General features: G+C 35.6%; 19 protein-coding genes. 3 read left to right on the top strand and 16 right to left on the bottom strand.

Annotated elements, in window-relative coordinates:
* Positions 1–5 precede the first annotated feature (5 nt).
* The 14 genes from MKY08_RS03435 to MKY08_RS03370 all read right to left on the bottom strand — a co-directional run bounded on the left by MKY08_RS03435 (position 6) and on the right by MKY08_RS03370 (position 14,340).
* Positions 6–776, bottom strand: a complete 771-nt coding sequence (locus tag MKY08_RS03435; RefSeq protein WP_069510491.1) for an ABC transporter ATP-binding protein — start codon at positions 774–776, stop codon at positions 6–8.
* Between the two features lie 245 nt (positions 777–1,021).
* Entirely contained in the window at positions 1,022–1,597 is a 576-nt protein-coding gene (locus MKY08_RS03430; protein ID WP_069510492.1) for an RloB family protein, read from the bottom strand.
* Positions 1,594–2,871 (bottom strand): ATP-binding protein, encoded by a 1,278-nt coding sequence (locus MKY08_RS03425; RefSeq protein WP_069510494.1) that lies wholly within the window; start codon positions 2,869–2,871, stop codon positions 1,594–1,596. Before MKY08_RS03425 ends, MKY08_RS03430 begins: the two co-directional genes overlap by 4 nt.
* Before the next feature lie 212 nt (positions 2,872–3,083).
* The gene (locus tag MKY08_RS03420) at positions 3,084–4,010 is read right to left on the bottom strand and encodes an NAD-dependent epimerase/dehydratase family protein (protein WP_069510495.1); all 927 of its coding nucleotides are present in this window, start codon (positions 4,008–4,010) and stop codon (positions 3,084–3,086) included.
* A gap of 353 nt (positions 4,011–4,363) precedes the next feature.
* Positions 4,364–4,891 (bottom strand): YceI family protein, encoded by a 528-nt coding sequence (locus MKY08_RS03415; protein ID WP_024362561.1) that lies wholly within the window; start codon positions 4,889–4,891, stop codon positions 4,364–4,366.
* A gap of 283 nt (positions 4,892–5,174) precedes the next feature.
* On the bottom strand, positions 5,175–5,948 hold the full coding sequence (srtB, locus tag MKY08_RS03410) for a class B sortase (protein ID WP_069510497.1): 774 nt from the start codon (positions 5,946–5,948) through the stop codon (positions 5,175–5,177).
* A gap of 12 nt (positions 5,949–5,960) precedes the next feature.
* Positions 5,961–6,731 (bottom strand): ABC transporter ATP-binding protein, encoded by a 771-nt coding sequence (locus tag MKY08_RS03405; RefSeq protein ID WP_069510505.1) that lies wholly within the window; start codon positions 6,729–6,731, stop codon positions 5,961–5,963.
* Between the two features lie 6 nt (positions 6,732–6,737).
* Positions 6,738–7,703 (bottom strand): iron ABC transporter permease, encoded by a 966-nt coding sequence (locus MKY08_RS03400; RefSeq protein WP_069510507.1) that lies wholly within the window; start codon positions 7,701–7,703, stop codon positions 6,738–6,740.
* Between the two features lie 153 nt (positions 7,704–7,856).
* Positions 7,857–8,774, bottom strand: coding sequence for a heme ABC transporter substrate-binding protein IsdE (gene isdE / locus MKY08_RS03395; RefSeq protein ID WP_069510509.1), 918 nt, complete (start codon positions 8,772–8,774; stop codon positions 7,857–7,859).
* A gap of 20 nt (positions 8,775–8,794) precedes the next feature.
* Positions 8,795–10,042, bottom strand: coding sequence for an NEAT domain-containing protein (locus MKY08_RS03390; protein ID WP_176723152.1), 1,248 nt, complete (start codon positions 10,040–10,042; stop codon positions 8,795–8,797).
* 84 nt (positions 10,043–10,126) lie between these two features.
* Positions 10,127–11,650: an NEAT domain-containing protein gene (locus tag MKY08_RS03385; RefSeq protein WP_069510511.1), complete on the bottom strand. Its 1,524-nt coding sequence runs from the start codon at positions 11,648–11,650 to the stop codon at positions 10,127–10,129.
* Positions 11,650–12,246: a heme uptake protein IsdC gene (gene isdC, locus MKY08_RS03380; protein ID WP_069510513.1), complete on the bottom strand. Its 597-nt coding sequence runs from the start codon at positions 12,244–12,246 to the stop codon at positions 11,650–11,652. Before isdC ends, MKY08_RS03385 begins: the two co-directional genes overlap by 1 nt.
* 272 nt (positions 12,247–12,518) lie before the next feature.
* Positions 12,519–13,091: a manganese efflux pump gene (locus MKY08_RS03375; RefSeq protein ID WP_069510515.1), complete on the bottom strand. Its 573-nt coding sequence runs from the start codon at positions 13,089–13,091 to the stop codon at positions 12,519–12,521.
* Positions 13,092–13,359: 268 nt separating this feature from the next.
* Positions 13,360–14,340, bottom strand: coding sequence for an iron-siderophore ABC transporter substrate-binding protein (locus MKY08_RS03370; protein WP_081327901.1), 981 nt, complete (start codon positions 14,338–14,340; stop codon positions 13,360–13,362).
* A 164-nt stretch (positions 14,341–14,504) separates the two neighbouring features.
* On the opposite strand from MKY08_RS03370, the gene MKY08_RS03365 reads away from it, so the two are divergent.
* The 3 genes from MKY08_RS03365 to MKY08_RS03355 are packed head-to-tail and all read left to right on the top strand — an operon-like array spanning position 14,505 to position 17,370.
* Entirely contained in the window at positions 14,505–15,506 is a 1,002-nt protein-coding gene (locus tag MKY08_RS03365; protein WP_069510519.1) for an iron ABC transporter permease, read from the top strand.
* Entirely contained in the window at positions 15,503–16,558 is a 1,056-nt protein-coding gene (locus MKY08_RS03360) for an iron ABC transporter permease (protein ID WP_069510521.1), read from the top strand. Before MKY08_RS03365 ends, MKY08_RS03360 begins: the two co-directional genes overlap by 4 nt.
* 14 nt (positions 16,559–16,572) lie before the next feature.
* A complete protein-coding gene (locus MKY08_RS03355) occupies positions 16,573–17,370 on the top strand; it encodes an ABC transporter ATP-binding protein (protein WP_069510523.1) in 798 nt (265 codons plus the stop codon).
* Between the two features lie 216 nt (positions 17,371–17,586).
* Here MKY08_RS03355 and MKY08_RS03350 read toward each other — a convergent pair whose 3' ends face one another.
* Entirely contained in the window at positions 17,587–20,418 is a 2,832-nt protein-coding gene (locus MKY08_RS03350) for an ATP-binding protein (protein ID WP_069510525.1), read from the bottom strand.
* The gene (locus tag MKY08_RS03345; RefSeq protein ID WP_069510527.1) at positions 20,411–20,773 is read right to left on the bottom strand and encodes a response regulator; all 363 of its coding nucleotides are present in this window, start codon (positions 20,771–20,773) and stop codon (positions 20,411–20,413) included. The genes MKY08_RS03350 and MKY08_RS03345 overlap by 8 nt, the downstream gene beginning before the upstream one ends.
* Positions 20,774–20,795: the final 22 nt, after the last annotated feature.

Below are 20,795 nucleotides of genomic sequence, written 5' to 3'. Positions count from 1 at the left end.
CCATTTTAAATATTATATTCAATCGTATTTTGCGGATGGGTAAACTGAAATTCATTGAAAATTATCTCGCGGAAATATTGAAATTCTGCATCTGAACGATCTCGTGGTTTAGCACTTCGAATATACAGCTCTCGATGAATGCGCCCCGGATTTGGACTCATAATAAAAATGCGATCAGCTAAGTAAATGGCTTCGTCTATATCGTGGGTGACCAGTAAGATCGTTGTCTGCTCATTTTTTTGGATGGCAAGTAGCTCGTCCTGTAAGTAATAGCGTGTAAAAGTATCGAGTGCAGCAAATGGTTCATCCATTAAAATAACCTCTGGGCGAATTGCTAGTGCACGTGCTATCGCAACCCGCTGTTGCATCCCCCCTGATAATTCACTCGGTAAAGCCGTTAGTCGATTTTCTAAGCCAACAAGCTTCAAATAATACTGTGCCCGTTGCTGTCGTTCAACTTTAGATAGCGCTTCTCCTTCTAATGCGAGTTCCACATTTTTTTGTACCGAGCGCCAAGGAAGTAACCCGTAATTTTGCATAAGCATCATACAGCGTTTGCTCGCCTTTGTTACAACTTGATTTTCTAGCAATACTTGACCAGCAGTTGGCTGTTCAAATCCACCTACTAAATTCAATAGTGTACTCTTGCCACAGCCACTTTTTCCTAAGATGGCTATAACTTCTCCCTTTTGTATATCCAATGAAATTTGATGGAGCACTGTCTGCTCAGCATATGCTTTACTTACCTGTTGAATAGAAATTAACGGTGCTGTCATAATGCTATTGTCACCTCATTTTAATCTTTATAATTTTACTAGGTTTAATATGTTTTAAGTTATTTTATTATACTCAGTTTAAAATTTCAACCTAATTTCAAGAAAAATATTTGTATTCCGACAATTCGCACCTCCCTCGATCAGCTCAATAAAAAAACAGGTATTCTATTTTAAAGTAGAATACCTGTAATCATCATCCTATAGAAGATAGCTTCGACCCTATAACAAAAGGGACACCTGTTCTTTTAAAATATGTATTGAATCATGTCATGGATATTGCAATAAGGATTCTCACGACTTTCTGTATTGCGAAATGACATCATTTTCGAACAATTTCGAATTGCTACCTCATGTCGTAGTGCAATCGGAGCAATAATTGACTCGTCCGCCTTATGACGGAAATAATGCGTTACCCCAAGATGCTCTTCCATTTTGTTATTTAAAACCGCACGAGGATATTTTTCTGAAACATCCACTACTTCGAAATGCAACAATAACCATAATTCAAATGCTTCATTCGTATAAGCAATATGGATATCTTTTTCCTCACAGAAAACATTGACTTCCTCTAACTGTTTCTCTGTTAAATCATCCTTATCGAAAACAACCCATACTTCATCAAAATATTGGTAGCTTGAATCACGAAAAGCATGTTGAGCTAACTTAATGGCAGAACGCTTAACGTTTTTTATCTTTACACTCACCATTTTAGAGCGTTTTAATATACGTAATTGCTCAAAGTAAATACGCTCCGTTTCTCCCTCACAATAAATTAAAATCGTTTTACGGACTGTTCGATTCCCCTGCTGACGTACTCTCACTGCTCAGATACCTCCACTTCACGTAGATATTGAGTTGATAAGTATTCATTAATAACTGGTGTTGCTCCGAACTCACCCTTTAAATAACGCTTCGCATATGAAATATCCGCTCGTTTTTTCTGCAAATCAGCAAAATCAAATAAGGAGTATAATTCAGATTCATTTTTAAAGCTTTTGTTGACAAACCAGATTTGGTCAGTACGTAATGGCTCATCAAGTAAATTAATTTCATGGCTTGTTACAACAAATTGATTATTAGTATTGCGCTCACTGTTCATAATGGTCATTAAAAATTCACAAATGGATACATGAAAAGCTGTGTCAAATTCATCTATAAAAATCGTCTTCCCTTTATTGTATGCATCTACTATGACACATGCTAAATGCAACAATCTAATAGTGCCTTTAGAATCCATCGTCCAATTGATTGACTCCGTGCCGATCGGCGCTCCAGCTTCATTAAACGATAGGTAATGCAAATCTATATCAACTTCATGAATAATATCTTGTGTATCGCTATCATAGCCTATTGTATTTTTTTCTCTGCGTTCAACACGGCGTGCTGTCACATCTTGAATAGAAAAGTCAGCAATTTTCAATATTTTCATGACCTCTCTCTTAAAATCGTCCTCTTCCAGTTTGCGAATAAGCGGGTGGCTGGCTAAATGTTGTACCTCATCTAAAAATAAAATTTTATGTAAAAACCAATCAAAAATTATTTTAGCATCTGCGTTATTAAAGACATTTAACACCGATAAAAATGCAGTATTATTCCGCGTATAGTTTGTCAGTTCAACTGCTGTACTTTGTGCAGTTTCATACACGTATTCTGTTCCTTCCCACCGTCTAACAAAGAGTTCCTCATTTATCGCTTTCGTAGTTTTTGTAAGTCGCTCATACAGAACTTGCTCGGCGTTATATTGCACCTCATAATCATAAAGTGAGCCTTCTAGAAATAACGAAATCACGAATTCTGTTGGCTTATCATGCTGTCCCCCAAGCTTAAATGGCTGGTAGGGTAATCGCAGTTGCTTAACATTATTCAGATTTTCAAAGTTAAACAACAATGAGCGTAATATTTTTAGCGTAGCAAATAAATTGGATTTGCCACTGCCATTCGATCCAAATATAAAGGCACTTTTCACAAGTCTTAATGAATCCATCGTCATCGTGTGTGTATCCTTTAATTTTCGAATTCGGCTCCCTGCAACCATTGAAAATAGTGTCTCGTCTTTATAACTTAAGCAATTTTTTACTTTAAAATCTACTAGCATACGATAGCCCCCGTTCCATTCCACCACATTCCTTTAAACAATAATTATACTATAGTCAGAATAAAAAGGCTGTTCCCAATTTTAAGCCAAGCGCCGAAAATATTCAGAATTGTTTGTCTTTGTTTGGGTGACTGGCACGTAACAAAAAGCCTGTGCTCGATATTTCGAACACAGACTCAATATAGTTATAGAAATACTTGAGTAATCCAACTTTAAATTTCAACAATTTTTTCATTTTGTAGAGCTTGTATTGTCAATTCGATGCCTTCTGCAAATGAATGTTTGGGCTTCCAACCAATCGCCTTCGTCAGTTTTTCATTATTTAAAAATGAATGTTCTATATCTCCTTCTCTTGCAGGAGCATACTGTATCTCTAATGGGTGATTTAAATGTTGTAATAATAATATAACTTGATGAAGTGACCATGCTTCATTGGTTGAGACATTGTAGATACCTTGCAGTCTAGCTTCTACTCCAGCATAAATAGCATCTGCTATATCATCAACATAGATGAAATCACGTGTCTGTTCTCCATCACCATAAATAGTAAAGGGCTTACTTTCCAGACTACTTTTTAACATACTAGGAATAACTGCAGCCTCTCCTTGCATACGCTGTCTAGGTCCAAAGACATTGGCAAAACGGTAAATTAATGTTGGTAAACGATAATCACGTTGCCACTTTTCACAATATGTTTCCCCAATACTTTTATTTAAGCCATACATTGAAATAGGCTCACTTACATCCGTTTCCTCTAGTGGCGGATAATGACTATTACCATATACCGCCGCAGAAGAGGCAAAGACAAAATGTTTCACCTTGTATTTTGACGAAAAGAAGAGCATCTGGCTAAGCCCTACAATGTTCGTTAAAATATCCTTCATTGGCTCCTGTATTGAAAGTTGAACACTCGTTTGCGCTGCACAGTGAATCACTACATCGAATGCAACTTCCTTAAAGAAGTGCTCGCAAACTTCATCCTCAACATTTAATAAGTACGATTTATGCTCAAAATCAATGTTTCGTAGATGTCCCGTACTCAAATTATCAATTATATAAATATTGGCGCCTTCCTCAAAAAATCGTCTTGCCACAGCACTGCCAATAAAACCATAGCCACCTGTCACTAATACATTCATCCCATCGCCCCCAAAAACAATATGATGTTTTATATGCATTAATTGCTAAAAATATGCAAGTAACATATCACTGGATTATTTTAACAGACTATCAATGAGATTACATATTTCTTTTACCGAGGTTGTTGTCCTAATAGAGAAACTGCTAGACTTATTCTACTTTTAGTAAAATAAATGACAATAATGAAACGAACTACTATATGGAATAGCAATCAATGAAGATAACAACACTGCTGAAATAAAAAATCCGCTCTGACTTTCAAGCAAGCCATGAGCGCCAAACGGAAGCGTTTAGCTCCGTTCCTCATCACTTGCCTGTAAAAGTCGAGCGGATTGTAGTTAATATATTTAGGTTAAGCAGGGTTCACTTCAAGTTCAACTGAAATTTTAATATCTTTGCCTACAAGAACGCCACCAGTTTCTAAAGCAGCATTCCAAGTTAAACCGAAATCTTCACGGTTAATTGTTGTTTCTGCCTCGAAGCCATAAACTTCCTGACCCCATGGATTTGTACCTTTACCGTTAAATTCAGTATCGAATGTTACTGATTTCGTTACATCCTTAATTGTTAAATCACCAGTTAACGCATACTCATCAGCAGATTTTTTTGTAATGCTTGTTGATTTAAACGTAATGTTTGGATAGCTGTCTGTATCAAAGAAATCACCCGCTTTTAAGTGATTATCACGGTCTTCACTACGTGTGTTAATGCTTGCTGCATCAATTGTAATAGTAATGTTTGCTGTTGTTAAATCCGCAAGATCCGCTGCTTCGATATCAGCTGAATAACTATCGAATACGCCTTTTACTTTTGATACCATCATGTGTTTTACTTGAAAGTTAATTGCTGAGTGTCCTAAATCGATATTCCATTTTGCCATTTTAAATTCCTCCAATTGTTTGTTTTATATCTCGAATTCGAGATATATGTTAAAATATGAAGTAACTACACTAATTATGTTACCCAAAAATAAATGAGCTAAACATATGTAGTTACTTTGAGTACCACTTAAATAATTTTACGTTACGAAAAGTAATCAATTACTTTATGTAACTTACTATATATTAATAATTAATTTACGTCAAGTAATTTATTTTCATTATTTTCGACATCGTTCTTGTTTTTCCAATTTGTCGATGTAGCGGACTTCTTGCTGAAGCAAGTTACCGTTTGACCAATTTCCCTTGCACAACAAATCGATGGTCATCACTCATGACAGAATCTTTACATGTAGACAGCGTTACAATTTTATCATCTGGTCCAACAGCTACATTCAAATCAATTTCAGAGCGCTTTTGAACTTCCCCAATAAATTGAATAAAATCCTTATCTGACTTAAATTCAGTTTCAATATAATAAAAATCAATGGTTGTTTCATAAGCTGCAAATACTTCCACATCATAACCTTCATATAAGGTATCCAGATAAATTGTACGATGTGCATCCGCATAGTCTTGTTTTAAGTAATTTTTCAAACTACCAAACATCGTCCCATCTTTCATGGCATGACCATACAAAATAGTATTGCGGCTAATATCGAGTGCATCATTACGATAGTCCATAAAGATGCTACCTGCACGACTTTCACGATTTTTAAAATTATGTGTTAGAAAAAAATCATTATCTTCCGCTTGTAAAATGGGATTGTTGAGCTTTGTATCATCTATAGCAATCCAACCTACAATGCGCTTATTTACAGCTAATAAATCGTGAAATTGAGGTCTTATCGTATAGTTTGATTTTATTTCCTCAGTCGTGTTTGCCTTATCATCTTCTTCTTGGATAGTTGCCAACGTTTCGGCATATAGCATTTGTACTTCCTTTAAAGACTTTGAAGACTCATAATAGGTGTAGAGATACTTTACAAGAGTAAAACCAGAATATAAAAATATTGCAATATATATAACTGTTAATAGTTTAGATGTCCATTTTTTCATCGTTCCACCAACTTAAATACCTACTGGTACCATATAAAGGCCAAGCTGTTCATCCTCATTGAAGATTGCTTCAACACCATATACTTCTTTTATGACTTCCTTTGTAATGACATTACGTGGGGCTCCCTCTGCCATAATATGTCCATCCTTCATCAAAATAATATGATCACTATAGCGAATCGCCTGATTAATATCATGAAGCACCATAACAATTGTTAGACCATAATCCTTATTTAAAGCTTTTACTAGTTCTAATAGCTCCATTTGATAATAAATATCTAAGTACGTCGTCGGCTCATCCAAACACAATATTTCAGATTGTTGAGCTAATGCCATTGCAATCCATACGCGCTGTCTTTCCCCGCCAGATAAAGCCACTAAATCATTGTCTCGTTTTTCTAGTAAATTCGTACAAGACAAAGCCCAATCAATCGCTTTCTTATCATCCTCGTCATTGCGTTTTAATATTGTATGATGTGGCAGACGCCCAAAACTCACTAACTTTTCAATCGTTAAATCTTTCGGTACATCATTTTGTTGATAAACAATCGCAAGCTTTTTAGCAAACTCTTTAGGCTTATACTGGACTAAATCCTTATTTTCCAAAGAAACATTCCCTGATTTCGGCATATGATTGCGAGACATTACACTAAGTAAAGTCGACTTCCCACAGCCATTTGGACCAATAATCGTCGTAATTTTACCTTTTTGAATCTGCGTTGAGACACCATCTAAATGATTGCGTGTATTATCATGGGAAACGATAATATCTTGTATTTCCATATTTCTTCACTCTTTTCGTAATAGGAATATTAAGAATGGCCCACCGATAATTGCCATAATGGTTGAAGCAGGAATTTCAATGGGCGCCACTATTGTTCGACCGATTGTATCAGCTACTAAAATTAATAAGGCTCCTGCTAGTGCGGTAAATGGTATAAGTACTCGATGGTCATGACCAACCAAACGTCGTGCAATATGTGGGACTAATAAACCAACAAATGAAATAACACCTGCTACAACAACTGACACAGCTGATAATAATACAGCAACAGCGGCAATTATTAAACGGGCACGTGCCACATTAAAGCCTAGACTTTTTGCCGTTTTATCTTGTAAAACAAGTAGATTACACCAGCTATATAACGCAAATGCTGCAACTAAACCTATTGCTCCATATGTCGCAATGGTCGACACATCTTTCCATGTGCGCATCGTTAAATTTGATCCAACCACACTAGTAGCAGATGTATTTAGTGAGCCCCCAAGGCTTAAAAATGCTTCTGTCAAACCAGTAAACATCGCATTAATAGCAATCCCTACTAAAATCAATTTTAGTGGACTTAAACCCGATTTCCATGACAAGGCAAACACTAGTGCACAAGCAAATGCCCCACCTATAAACGCTAATACTGGTGTCATAAAAAATAACGCTGGGAAAAATGAGATAATAAATAATTGAACAAAAGCTGCCCCTGAAGAAATACCAATAACGCCCGCGTCTGCTAGCGGATTACGCATAACAGATTGCAATAGTACCCCCGAAACCGAAAGCGCAGCTCCAGCAAATAAAGCGACAAGAATACGAGGAAAGCGTAAATCACGAATTGCCTCCATCTGGCTATTCCCTTCTTCAAACAATGCCCCTATAAATTCAAAAAAGCCCATTTTAATACTACCCGTCGTTGCTGAATAAACCATTGAAACTAGCAACAACACTATTACAATTGAAAAGCTTATTATTTTTTTCGTCATATCGGACTTCCTTTATTCCGCTAGTATTTGTGTATCTATTGTGCGATGAAAGATTTGTAAGCTGTTATCATAAAACGATAAGGCTACTAGAAATATAAGAAAAGCGCCCTACGGCAAGATTCTTGCTATACGAGCGACAATTTCAAATACATATTAACGATAGAAAATTTCCATTAGCTGTCCTAACGCTTGCGGTACTTGTAAGGAAGCTGTAGTGCCAAATAATTCTTCTTCTAAATCATACACTTTGTCATTTTTCACTGCTTCAAAATGCTTCCAAATATCATTTGTTTTAAATTCTTCATCAAACATTTTAACTACTTCATCAGGCATACCGTGTGAAAGGCGTAAAATAATATCAGGATTGCTATTGTGCAAGTACTCTGTATTGGATGATAAATACTCTGCCTCTTGCCCTTCCATAACATTTATTCCACCAGCCCGTTTAACTAGGTCACCTGCATAAGAATTTTCTGTAGCCACTAAGTAACTACCTGGAATACCAAGTAAAATTAAAACACGAGGTCCTTCCTTATTAGCAGCGACCGTTTGGACGGCATCAATATTTTTTTGTAGCCCCGACACTAATTGGTCAGCTTGAACCGTACGATCATAGCGCTCTCCTAGCGTTTTAATTTCCGCCATCATCGCATCTACACTTTGGAAATTTAAAAAATGTACAGGTATTTTCAGTTGCTCGAATTTATCTTGTAAATCGTATTCTAATGTTGACACTGATAATACATCCGTAGGGTTCAATGATTTAACAATTTCCATATCAGGCTCCATCGCATTGCCAATAGTAGGCAGACCTTTAAAGCGTTCTGCTAATTTTTTTTCAGTCGTCGGTACAGCAATCGCATCCAACTCTAGCTTATCTAAAATTTCAGCTATTACAACTGTGCCAGCAATAATACGATTTTCGCTTTTTGCAGTTGTGTCCGTCGATACTTCAACCTTTTCAGTGGAAGCTTCATTGTTTGCTTGATCGCTTCCACTGCTACAGCCAGCGATTAAAAATACGGTCATCAGTGCTAGTAATGCCAACCAGTTCTTTTTTATTTTGCACATATCGTCATCTCCTACTTATCTCAGTCTTTTTTTGAATTTCTTATGCGACGAACGACTAACCAACCCGATAAAACACAAATAAGCACAAGCAATACAATTTTTACTTTATCTAGCTGCGCAAGTTGCTGATTTACTGCCATTTTGTTCTTTGCTTGCTCAGTTTTTGCTTGCTGTTCCTGTTCAATTCCAGCAGGTTCTTCAACTGCTTCCTCCGCATTTTCATCAAGTGTTCGATCAAAAGCTAACTGTTCTTCTGCCATTGCTGTGTCAGTTGGCTGAACTGGAGGAAGTGATAGCAAGTTGGGCTTAGTTGTAGGTTCAACTGCATTCTTCTTTAAAGGTTTCTCTAATTTTTCAGTAGCAATAGCAGGAGACTTCACCATCACGTTTTGCTTAGGAGGTACTGCTTCTATAGGCTTCCCGACAATTTGAGCCACTTGTTGTTCATCAAATTGTAAATCAACAAAATATTGATGATGATATGCTATCTCTGGAATATCTACTTGTACCCACATCCGAAGTGGGCGTTGGAAATCAACTACTGCAAATTCGACAATTCGCTCATTGTCATTTATAGAGACAAGTGTTGGTGCTACTTGCTCACCTTGTTGTTCAACGGTTAAGCTCGTTACCCACGATGATTTTAAAATCGTCATCTGAGCATAATAGCTGCCGTTTTTTTCTATTATTTTAGCCACTGGATTGACATACGTATTCATAATCGATGGTTCTTTTTTTCCATCGACATACAATATGTAGTCCATTGACCATTCATTTTCAGGCGCACTTTCTGCGATTTCAGTATTCTGTTCAATCCCTTCACTTGGCGCTTTCACTCTTATCTGAAACGATTGTGCAAACGGACGACTTTCCTTTTCTAATTCAGAAGCCACTAAACCCTTTATTCGAATTGGTTCTTTTAAGTCTTTCACATCAAACTGAACTAAATTTTCAGTCCACGTTAAAATAGTAGAAAGCGATTTTTCAGGTTGTTCAATATGTATATCTTGTAAAGTATATGGATGATTGATTGTCAAAGACAATGTATATTGACCATTATTCATGTCCAGTGTAGCTTCTTCATTAAAAAATCGGTTTTGTTCTATTCCATCGTGAGTTGAAAAACTTAGTTCAACTTGATAGCTTCCATTTCCTAGTGAACTATCTTCTTCAGCTTGCACATACAGCCAATTAAAATGAGGGGCAAATAAGAAAAACATTGCACTAAGTGCTAGTAATACGATGACTTTTCTTTTGCATGTTTTCATGAAAATTCCCCCTATTTCTCTAAAAGCAACAGTAACTTCCTTCCTCATTTATGTGAGAAAGGAAGTTGCTATTGTTAAACCTTATTATTCTTCAAATTCGTAGAAGAATTCTAAAGAGTTATTTAAAATTTTTGCCATTTGACCACGTGTTAATGGTTTGTTTGCATTGATGTATGTTTTACCATCTTTCGCAACAGATCCAGTCATAATGCCTTCTTTGTAAAGTAATGAGAATGCTTCTTTCGCTTCATCATTTGCAATTGTCGCTTGATCCGCATATGGTAATGAAATTTCAACATTTAAGTCGCCTTCTGTTACTGCTTGGATAGCACGGTAAATCATTAGCGCACCTTGTTGACGAGTTAAAATGCCATTTGGATTGAATTTATCGCGAGCTTCAACAATACCATATTCAGCTAGCGCGTTAATCGCTTGTTCCGCTTCAATTCCTTTAATATCTTGGAAGCCAGCAACTTCAGTAGCTTCTAATTCTAAAGTACGTGCAATCATTAATGCAAATTGTGCACGTGTTAAATTGTTATTTGGATTGAATTTATCTTGTGGCATGATAATCTCATAAGCTAGTAAGTTAAGGATTGCTTCTTTATTTTCGTTATCATCGATATCTTTAAATGGATTTTCAATTGTTGTTTCTTCAGTATCTGTAACTGGTTTACTTAAATCTACATCAAAGCTAAATTGTACAGTATGAACAGAATCATATTTTACGCCTGCTTTAGGCTCATCTACGATAATATGAATTTCAGCGTTTGTAAGTGCTTTTAAATCTTTTACTTCGAAAGTATAAATACGTTCATTTGTTTCTTTATCTTCCTCTGCTAATACAGCGTCCTTACCATCTACTTTAAATGATTGAACATACTGACCTTTAGGGAAATGCATGCCGACTACATATGTGCCATCTGCATCACCAACTGCTACAGTTGGACTAATATAGTCTTTCATAATAGATTCTTCTTTAGTGCCATTTTTATAAACTGTTACAGTACCTTCATAAACATTTACGTCTTCATTTTCATCTGTAACTGTTGTTGTTTCTTCTTTTACAGGTTGCTCTTCTTTTACTTCATCAACTGGCTTTACTTCTTCTGCTGTTACTGGTTGGAAATCGAATTCATACCATTTATCCATGTTAGCTGGAGCTGGAACAACTACGTGTACTTTTGCTGCAGTTTTTACTTTTGGATCTACTGGGAATGACACGATGCTTGAACCATCTTGTTGCTTTTCAAATGTTGCATCAACATATTTATCGCCTTGTTTTACTTGGAAACCAGTGATTGTTGTAGCAAATTGAGCTGGAACTGTTAGTTTCACTGTGTATGTACCATCTTTTTCGATAAGTAAGCCTGTACCTGTAAAGTATTTATCCATGTATCCAGCTTCATCTGTACCTGGTTTAAATGTTTGGAACTTTACAGCTGTTCCTTCAGCTGTTTCTGCTTTTTCTTCCACTTTCACATCTGTAGTAACTATTGTTGTTGTGTCAGCTACCTTTGCTGATGCAAATGATGGTACTGAAAGTGATGCTGCTAATAATGAGGCAAGTACGATTTTTGTTGCGCGAGATTGACGTTTTTTAGTCATTAATGACCCTCCATTTTTGTTTTGTTTTTTGTTCTATAAAGTAAAAATGCTGATCCTGCAAATGCAACAAGTAATAAATAGGGCGTCGCATCGCTTGTTTGTGGATTAGGCACTTGACTTCCAGATGTTGTTGGCGTTTTCGTATCATTTGTTGCTGCTGTAGCTGCTGAACTTCCTGTTGCAGGTGCATCAAATACTAGGGAAACGCTATATTCATGGTGATAATTAATATCATCGATATCAATTTTCATAGATGTTACAACTGGCTTTGATAAATCTTTCACTGTGAATTGTACAACACGTGTATCAGCTGCCTTATCTTCGCTAACAACCGAAGCTCCTCCTGGTGGTTGAAATTTCGTAATCCAAGCACTATTTTTCAATGTAAGTTGTACAGTAGCTGTGCCACCTTTTACTGTCACCGTTGCAGGCTTTACGAAATAATCGTTTGCTATTGATGCAGAGTTACTATCTGGTTTATTGACCTGATATTTTACAGAATAAGTACCATCAGCAAGTTGAGCAGATGCATGTGGTAATGCTAAATTAAAAATCACCATACTAACTAGCATGACCAACATCATTATTTTCTTCATGTGTTGCACGCCTCCTCTAATTATTATGGAAAATTTTTATCCATTTTCCATTAATCATTATAATTGATGTGAATAATATTCTCAATATTTCCATGAAATCAATATTATGAAAATGTAAACGAAAATAATTCTCAATTACACTATCTAACCAAAGGATAATCTTTGCTACCAAGGTATGTCAACTAACAATCACAAAACGTCTTTAATATGTCAAAATTTCCTTTTAAAAAAAGAATACTACTGTAATAAACAGTAATATCCTTTCATTTTCATTATTTAGCAAAAACTTCAAAAACCCCAATGATAATTAACAACCATCCTGATATCGCTGTAGAGTACTTTCCTATAAATGTTTTACTTAGTAGGACACCAAAATGACTTCCTATACCTACTGTGATAAAAGAAAATGTGCCTATCGAGATGACCGTCCAAATTGCGGATATACCATTAGCGCCAATAGCAATTCCGCCTGCTAAACAGTTTGCCGATAACACAAATCCAAGTGTCATTGCCTCTCTCATTGAAATAATATGATTTTTATCTTCGTCAAATACTTCAGGATTTTTTGCAATGCTATGCTTGGAAAAACGATTAGAGAAAAGTGTAAATATCCCAATTATACACAACAGAAGGCTCCCTAAAAGATTGGCTGTATGTGGCGAAATATATTCTATTACTGTACTACCAGCCGTTACTGCCACAAAAGTGACAGTCATTGACATAACAGCAATTACTGCATTCGATAAGATGGGAATCTTCACTCGCTTAACACCATAAGCCAAACCAATCCCCAAATTATCTAGATTGGCTGCTATACCAATAAAAATAATGGTGATCCAATGCATGATTTCCCCCCCTTTAAACGATTCTCCATTTTCTCATCATATGAGAAGGAAAATTTTATGTTCAATTGGGCGTTTATCGGAAAATGCAATTTAATTAATGAAGTGCTGGGGTTTTATCCGCGATTGGTACAGCTTTACCCGCGATATAACATGGCTTACCCGCGATTTATTCAACTTTACCCGCGATTTGAGCGAAGATACCCGCGATAATAAAACAAAAGCGCGATACAATCATTGCTTGTATCGCGCTTCTTAATCATTCGTTTAATTATTTCACAAAAAAGCCTTCCACTTGATCCAACATCATATTGGCAGCTAATATACCTCCAGCTGTATTCCAAATAACATCATCCACTTTGTGAGCATTGCCGCTTTGGACAGCCGTTAAGTTTTTCCATAGTGGGTCTTGTGTCCATTCTTGTTCTGTTGCTAATGCTGCATCATCACCAGTTGGCATATAAGTAAAGTAGAAAATAACATCACCATCCATTTGAGGAATTGCTTCCTTACCTACATCAATCGCCAATTTCCCTAATTTTGCATTATCTTTAAATAAGTCTGTTTGCGCTGGCACTCGTTTAAATCCTAAAGCATCGAAAATTACGCCGGAAAAAGAATCCGTATAATAAATGCGAGATTTATCTGCCATAAAACGTACGAATGAAATTTCTTTATTCGTTTGGTCACCTAATTTTTCTTTAAGTGCTTGTAATTTATCTTCGTAAGCAGTTAGTACTTCTTCACCTTTTGCTTCTTGGTTTACTGCTTTTGCATATAATTTAAAGTTCTCTTGCCAATCACCACGTAATGTTTCTGAAAAAATGGTTGGAGCAATTTTGCTTAGTTTCGCATAATCTTTTTCTTGTCTTAATTTATTCCCAATAATTAAATCAGGTTTTAAAGAAGCAATTTTTTCAATGTTAATTTCATGTTCGACACCAACTACTTCTACACCTTCCATTTGATCCTTAATATGGTCATACCATGGATCACCCGACCAAGACTGAACTGCCCCTACTGGTTTAATTCCTAAAGCTAATAAAGCTTCTGTTCCTTCATTTGTTAATACAACAATACGTTTTGGTGTATCTTTTACCTCTGTCGTCCCCATTGCATGGTCCACACTGTATGAATTGCTTTCTTTTGCACTTTCTTCTTTCTCATTGTCTTTCGAATTGCCACAAGCCGCAAGAACAAAAATAGCCATTACAGCTAGCAAAACTAGTAACTTATAAAATGCTTTTTGCATCTTCTTTTCCCCCATTGTATGTGATAGAATGTTTGTTGTTAATGATAATGATAATCATTTTTATTTAACAGAACGAAATCAATCATATGGTAAGAATTTATTACTGTCAATACGTTTTTACTAAAATGCACGTACATTCTACAGAAAAGAAAGAGTATAAATTTATGATTTTCAATAACAATTTTTCAAAATCTGTGGCGTTAATAATAGGAACGCTACTCTTAGTCATTTGTATGGGGATAAGTATTGTATATGGCTATGTAGATACTTCCATTCAAACAACTATTGAATCCTTTACCAATTTTAATCATTCGAACGAGCATATTATTATTCAAAATGTTCGCATTCCTAGAGCTTTAATTGCTACATGTGTAGGGGCTTCTTTAGCTATTACAGGCGTGCTTATGCAGACATTAACGAAAAATCCATTAGCATCGCCCGGAATTTTAGGAATTAATACGGGTGCTGGTTTTGCAGTCGTATTTGCCATGATTTTCTTCCACACTTCAAGTTTACAATCGTTCGCATGGATTGCCTTCTTAGGTGCAACACTTGCTGCTCTAGCTGTTTATGGCATTAGTTCATCTGGTCGAGAGGCTGTAACGCCAGTAAAAATAACTTTAGCTGGTGCCGCAATCAGTGCTCTTTTTGCTTCTTTTACACAAGGTTTACTCGCAACAAATGAAGCAGAACTAGAGCAAGTATTGTTTTGGTTAGCTGGGTCTGTACAAGGGAGAAAATTAGAAATTTTATTATCTGTTCTACCATATTTAGTGATTGGATGGCTTGCCGCATTGTTTATCTCTTCGAGAATGAATATTCTTGCTCTTGGGGATGACATAGCGAGAGGTCTTGGATTGCCACTTGGACTGATGAAATTAACGGTCGGTATTATTGTTATTTTATTAGCAGGTAGTTCAGTTGCAATAGCTGGTCCAATAGGATTTGTTGGTATTGTAGTACCCCATTTTGCGCGCAAATTTGTTGGTACAGATCACCGTTGGCTTATTCCGATGGCTGCTATACTAGGCGGAATTCTTTTACTGTTAGCCGATGTGTCAGCACGCTATATTATTATGCCTCAGGAAGTGCCAGTTGGGGTAATGACCGCGATGATTGGCACACCGTTCTTTATTTACCTTGCGCGAAAAGGTGGAAAAAAATGAAACAGTTAAAAACAGTACGTTTACTACAAAATAAAATATCCTTTTTACTAGATGTAAGTGCTTCTAAAAAACTAACCATTATTAGCCTTATAGCATTGTTTACTTTTTTCTTTAGTGCTTCATTTGGGGATTCTTTTATCAATCCGTTAAAGGTAATACAAGCCATAATAGGTCAAGGTTCTGAATTCGATCAGTTAATTATAATTGACTTCCGACTACCAAGAATTTTTATTGCGGCGTTTGCAGGTATAGCATTAGCAGTGGCAGGTGCTATTTTACAAGGGATTATTAAAAACCCACTTGCTTCACCTGATATTATCGGTATTTCTGCTGGTGGTGGAGCTGCAGTCGTAGGTTTTTTAGCCTTATTTAGTGATTCAAATCATTCATTAACAGTTAGTATTGAATGGCTACCACTAGCAGGGTTTATCGGCGCAACGGTTGTGGCATTAATTGTTTACATATTTGCTTGGAAAGATGGGGTAACACCAAACCGACTTGTACTAATTGGGATTGCTGTCTCGGCATTTATGCAGGCCATTACGACGATGTTGATGATTATCGGCCCTATTTATCAAGCTAGTGAAGCCAATAAGTGGATTACCGGAAGTGTCAAAAGCGCAGATTGGAACCAAGTACAAATAATAGTACCTTTAATTATTTTACTTCTATTTATTACAGTTTTTATTACTCGACAGTTAAATGTGCAAGAACTGGGTGATGATACAGCAGCAAGCTTAGGTCAAACGATTCAAAAAACACGTCTCTTTTTATTACTCTTGAGCGCAAGTCTGGTAGCTAGTGCTATCGCATTTGCAGGAGCTATAGGCTTTGTTGGCTTAATAGCCCCCCATATTGCCAGACGTATTGTAGGTCCATCATTTGGTGTATTGATTCCAACATCTGCTTTCATCGGTGCTTTATTAGTAATGGTTGCAGATATTATTGGACGAACTGTATTTAGTCCTTTAGAAGTGCCAGCGGGCGTCTTTACAGCTGCCATTGGTGCTCCTTATTTTATCTATTTATTATTGAGAAACACTAAAAAATAAAGGAGTCAAACTGCATGACGGAAACTTTAGAAACGAAATCACTTACACTAAATTATGGTGATGCTACTATCATTGAAAATCTAACTTTATCTATTCCTATGAATGAAATCACCGTACTAATTGGCGCCAATGGTTGCGGAAAATCTACACTTTTACGCTCCATTGCTCGATTGTTAAAACCAAAGCAAGGCTCTGTATTATTAGATGGACAAGATCTTTTTAAATTATCCACAAAACAAGTTGCCAAAAAACTTTCGATTCTTCCGCAGTCACCTGTAGCACCTGAAGGGTTAACAGTCTTACAGCTTGTCAAACAAGGGCGTTATCCTCATCAAAGCTGGCGAAAACAATGGACAGAAAAAGATGAGGAAGTCGTATCCAACGCCTTAAATGCAACAGGCATTGAACATTTACAAGATAAACCGGTTGATGAACTTTCAGGTGGTCAACGGCAGCGTGCTTGGATTGCCATGACACTTGCACAGGATACAGATATTATTCTTTTAGATGAACCAACTACTTATTTAGATCTTACACATCAAATAGAAGTTTTAGATTTATTATTTGAATTAAATCATCAGCAAAACCGAACGATTATTATGGTTCTACATGATATTAACTTAGCCTGCCGGTATGCGGATCATATTATTACCGTTCGAGATCGGGGCGTCTTTCAAGAAGGTAAACCTGAAGAAATTATGACAACTTCATTAGTAAAACATGTATTCGATTTAGATTGTCAAATGACAAACGACCCTATTTATGGTACCCCTTTATGTATCCCCTTTAGTAAAGGAAGAATTATCTCTTAACATCCATATTACAGTCCAGTCTTTATAAATGAAACTACCCCGTAAAAGGTTAGACTCATGTCTACTTTGACGGGGGAGTTTACTGTTAAATACTAAATCCATTCATTGAATTATTAGCTGGCTATAGCACATTTCTTTTGCTACTGTATTGATGCTTTCGGCGAATTTTTTCTTTCGTAGTATTATTATACGCTTCTTTATCAGTACCACGATTTGTTACATTTTCCCCTTATCTATACTTGGTTTAGATAAGATTGATAAAAGTGCTTTAGACAGTTCTTCTGGAGGATACGGTTTAGTTAAATACTTATCTATTTTATATCTTGCCACATCTTCTTTTGATTCATCTAGCGCAGATGAAATTAGGATTGGTATATTACAAGTTTCTTCGGTATCTCTTAATTGTCTTATTAAGTCCCAACCGTTTTTTTCATCTCCAAGCATTAAATCAATAATGATTCCAACAAGTGGTGTCTGAAGCGCTTCTTCATAAGCTCTTTTAGGATTATCGTGATAAATAACAGTAAATCCTCTACTTTTAAGTTCTTCTGATAAAAGTAAAGCAAGGCTTAAGTCATCCTCTATAATCAAAACATTTAATCCTGTTTGATTATTAAACTCATTATCTTCTAAATTAGATTCAAATTGCCTTTGTATAAGTGGTAAATTAAAGGAAACTGTTGTACCTTTTCCTTCTTCGGATTCTATCCAAATATCCCCACCATGTTTCTTAATTATTTCTCTACTAATAGATAATCCTAATCCAGTACCACCAATTTTCCGTCTTGTGGTATTATCAATGCGCTTAAATTTTTGGAACAGTTTTGAGATTTCATGTTTAGGAATACCGATTCCTTGATCTTCTATACTAACTTGTACCATATTATTTCTATTTTCTAGCGTAATAATTACATCTCCACCAGAAGGTGAAAACTTAATAGCATTCCCAATGAGGTTAATAAACACCTGAATTAGTCTTTCTTGATCACCATTTACATTTACTTGTTTTGCTTTATCAATTAAATGGACATGGTGTTTTTGTTCATGACGGAAACGATTAACAATTTCAATTGATAATTCGTCTATTGATAATTGTTGCATATTATATTGTTGTCTACCTGATTCCATTCTCTGTAAATCTAAGAAATCGTTAATAAGGTTAGTTAAACGAACCGCTTCCTTATGTATAGTTTCGATGTATCTCTTTTGTCGCTCAGGTTTTACTTCTTTTGTTAATAAAAGCTCTGTAAATCCTAGAACGCTAGACAATGGCGTACGTAATTCGTGACTAACCGTGCTTACTAATTCAGACTTCATTTGATCTATTTCATATTCTCTTGTAATATCCCGATGAACAAACATAGTTCCCATTTTTACTCCGCCTTCATATACACTTGTTGCATATACTTCAACAAATATAGGCGTATTTTGTGAAATGGAGTAACGGAAAGTTCTCGTATCTAAAAAATCTTCTATGATTGCCTCGTTAAAAAAAGTAAGCAACTCTTCTGGTTGATCACATAGGTTTTGAAAATGCTCCAACCAAATATTTAGTGAAACATTATCCTTATTTATTATATTTTCAAAACGAATTATTCGTGATAAAGCTTTGTTAATTAATAATACATCTCCTGTAATTGAGACGAGTTGAATTCCTTCGTTTACAGTGTCAATGATATTTTGATTAAGCTGTCGGGAACGTTCGACTTCTTCATACATAAATATACGTTCAAAAGCAATTGATACACGGTTCATTAAGCCATTCAACTCATCTATCTCTTGCTTTGTAAAATGGTTTCCTTCTCGAGTTGCCATTAAGATAGCTACTAGGTGTCCATCTGAATTTAAAATAGATGAATAGAGGTCATAGCAATGATAGTAATCTTGTGCAATATCCTGATTGTTTGGGGCAATTTCGCGTGTAATAATAAAGAATTTTTCTTCTTCTAACCGCACTTGCTTATCCCTATTCAAATTTCCTACAAGCTGTTCCGTTGTTTGTTCCGTCAATCCTTTGGACACATATATATTTCCTTCTAACAAATAGAGAACACTCGTGTCGAACATATAAATATCGTTCAAATAGTCATGTAGATTTTTTAATAGTTGTTTTTTATCCAACGTGAACGTTAAAACATGATTCAGTTGATTATATTTTTGTAAATGATCTAATGACTGTTGTAATTGAATTTGATTTCCTTGTAATTCATCTTGCTGTGCTAATAGTTCCTCATTTTGTGTTGTTAGAACTTCCTCTTTTTCCTGTATAGAAAGTGTCATTTTATAGAATGAGTTTGCTAATATGCCTAGTTCATCTTCTTTTTGAACAAGACCGCCAAGTTCTATAAATCGTCCAGAAGCTATTTCATTTGTAGCTGTTGTTAATTGTTCAATTGGTTTAATCACATTAAATAACACTCTGCGCATAATGATAGCCACAAATAGTAAAATAAGCGCGCCTAGCAGCAAGGATATTAAAGTAAACTGCTGTGCTTTCTCAATAGTTCGTGAGAATAATTCATTTAAATCCACTTCAGTTTTTTTTTCGTACATTTTTGTATAGTTTACAAAATTATTTACCAGATCATTTGTCCCGCTACTTGATAGTTTTCTTAATGCCTCATAATCATTAGCATCTACATAACTTAATGCTTGAGGGAGAATGACAGATTTATAGTTTTTATTAAATTCGACTAAATCATTATATAATGCCTTTTCTTCATCAGTAAGTTGAAGTTCAGCAAACTGATTTAAATATTTTTCAAATTCAGCAAGATTTTCATGAAGTAACTCTAGTTCATGTTTATCTTGAAAAGCATAATAGCCTCTTGCTCTAAAAATAATTCCATTAAATGCTTCTGATAATCCATCCACAATTTGCGCTTTTCCACTAACAGATTCTCTCTCTTCTTTTAGACTCTGGTTAGTTGACTTAATGTATAGAATAAAAATAATCACAATTACGATAAAAATGATTGTTAGACTAATCAACATCTTAAGGAATTGGTTGCGAATATTCTTTTCTAATAAGGGAAAATTTTTATGCATTCAATATATCCTCAACTAAACCCAATAATTCAATCGGGCTAAAAGGCTTAGACATAAAATAATTAGCACCTTTCTCCAATGCTATTTGACGGTCTGACTCTTGTGCCTTGGCAGTAAGCATAAGAATAGGTGTTTTTTGTGTAACTTCCATAGGTAGCTCTTCAATGACTTCTATGCCTGATAAATTAGGCATCATGTAATCTAATATTATTAAATCATAAGTTTGTTGACTGATTTTTTTTAAAGCTTCTATACCATCTTCTGCTTCGTCCATATCATACCCTGTATCTTCCAATGTATCACAAATAAGCATTCTTAAAATTTCTTCATCATCGACTACTAAAATTCTTTTCATACTCTCACTCTTTTCAGTATCT

The sequence above is a fragment of the Lysinibacillus sp. FSL M8-0337 genome (genome assembly GCF_038593855.1).
Lineage (GTDB): Bacteria > Bacillota > Bacilli > Bacillales_A > Planococcaceae > Lysinibacillus > Lysinibacillus sphaericus_D.
The sequence above is the reverse complement of the archived record's forward strand: the minus strand, read 5'-3'. Positions and strand labels throughout refer to the sequence as shown.

What these genes read in the sequence shown, in the direction of transcription:
- MKY08_RS03370 (WP_081327901.1), bottom strand. Translation starts at nt 14,340, where the DNA reads ATGCAAAAAGCATTTTATAAGTTACTAGTTTTGCTAGCTGTAATGGCT.
- srtB (WP_069510497.1), bottom strand. Translation starts at nt 5,948, where the DNA reads ATGAAAAAATGGACATCTAAACTATTAACAGTTATATATATTGCAATA.
- isdE (WP_069510509.1), bottom strand. Translation starts at nt 8,774, where the DNA reads ATGTGCAAAATAAAAAAGAACTGGTTGGCATTACTAGCACTGATGACC.
- MKY08_RS03360 (WP_069510521.1), top strand. Translation starts at nt 15,503, where the DNA reads ATGAAACAGTTAAAAACAGTACGTTTACTACAAAATAAAATATCCTTT.
- MKY08_RS03435 (WP_069510491.1), bottom strand. Translation starts at nt 776, where the DNA reads ATGACAGCACCGTTAATTTCTATTCAACAGGTAAGTAAAGCATATGCT.
- MKY08_RS03415 (WP_024362561.1), bottom strand. Translation starts at nt 4,891, where the DNA reads ATGGCAAAATGGAATATCGATTTAGGACACTCAGCAATTAACTTTCAA.
- MKY08_RS03350 (WP_069510525.1), bottom strand. Translation starts at nt 20,418, where the DNA reads ATGCATAAAAATTTTCCCTTATTAGAAAAGAATATTCGCAACCAATTC.
- isdC (WP_069510513.1), bottom strand. Translation starts at nt 12,246, where the DNA reads ATGAAGAAAATAATGATGTTGGTCATGCTAGTTAGTATGGTGATTTTT.
- MKY08_RS03400 (WP_069510507.1), bottom strand. Translation starts at nt 7,703, where the DNA reads ATGACGAAAAAAATAATAAGCTTTTCAATTGTAATAGTGTTGTTGCTA.
- MKY08_RS03385 (WP_069510511.1), bottom strand. Translation starts at nt 11,650, where the DNA reads ATGACTAAAAAACGTCAATCTCGCGCAACAAAAATCGTACTTGCCTCA.
- MKY08_RS03365 (WP_069510519.1), top strand. Translation starts at nt 14,505, where the DNA reads ATGATTTTCAATAACAATTTTTCAAAATCTGTGGCGTTAATAATAGGA.
- MKY08_RS03425 (WP_069510494.1), bottom strand. Translation starts at nt 2,871, where the DNA reads ATGCTAGTAGATTTTAAAGTAAAAAATTGCTTAAGTTATAAAGACGAG.
- MKY08_RS03405 (WP_069510505.1), bottom strand. Translation starts at nt 6,731, where the DNA reads ATGGAAATACAAGATATTATCGTTTCCCATGATAATACACGCAATCAT.
- MKY08_RS03355 (WP_069510523.1), top strand. Translation starts at nt 16,573, where the DNA reads ATGACGGAAACTTTAGAAACGAAATCACTTACACTAAATTATGGTGAT.
- MKY08_RS03420 (WP_069510495.1), bottom strand. Translation starts at nt 4,010, where the DNA reads ATGAATGTATTAGTGACAGGTGGCTATGGTTTTATTGGCAGTGCTGTG.
- MKY08_RS03345 (WP_069510527.1), bottom strand. Translation starts at nt 20,773, where the DNA reads ATGAAAAGAATTTTAGTAGTCGATGATGAAGAAATTTTAAGAATGCTT.
- MKY08_RS03375 (WP_069510515.1), bottom strand. Translation starts at nt 13,091, where the DNA reads ATGCATTGGATCACCATTATTTTTATTGGTATAGCAGCCAATCTAGAT.
- MKY08_RS03390 (WP_176723152.1), bottom strand. Translation starts at nt 10,042, where the DNA reads ATGAAAACATGCAAAAGAAAAGTCATCGTATTACTAGCACTTAGTGCA.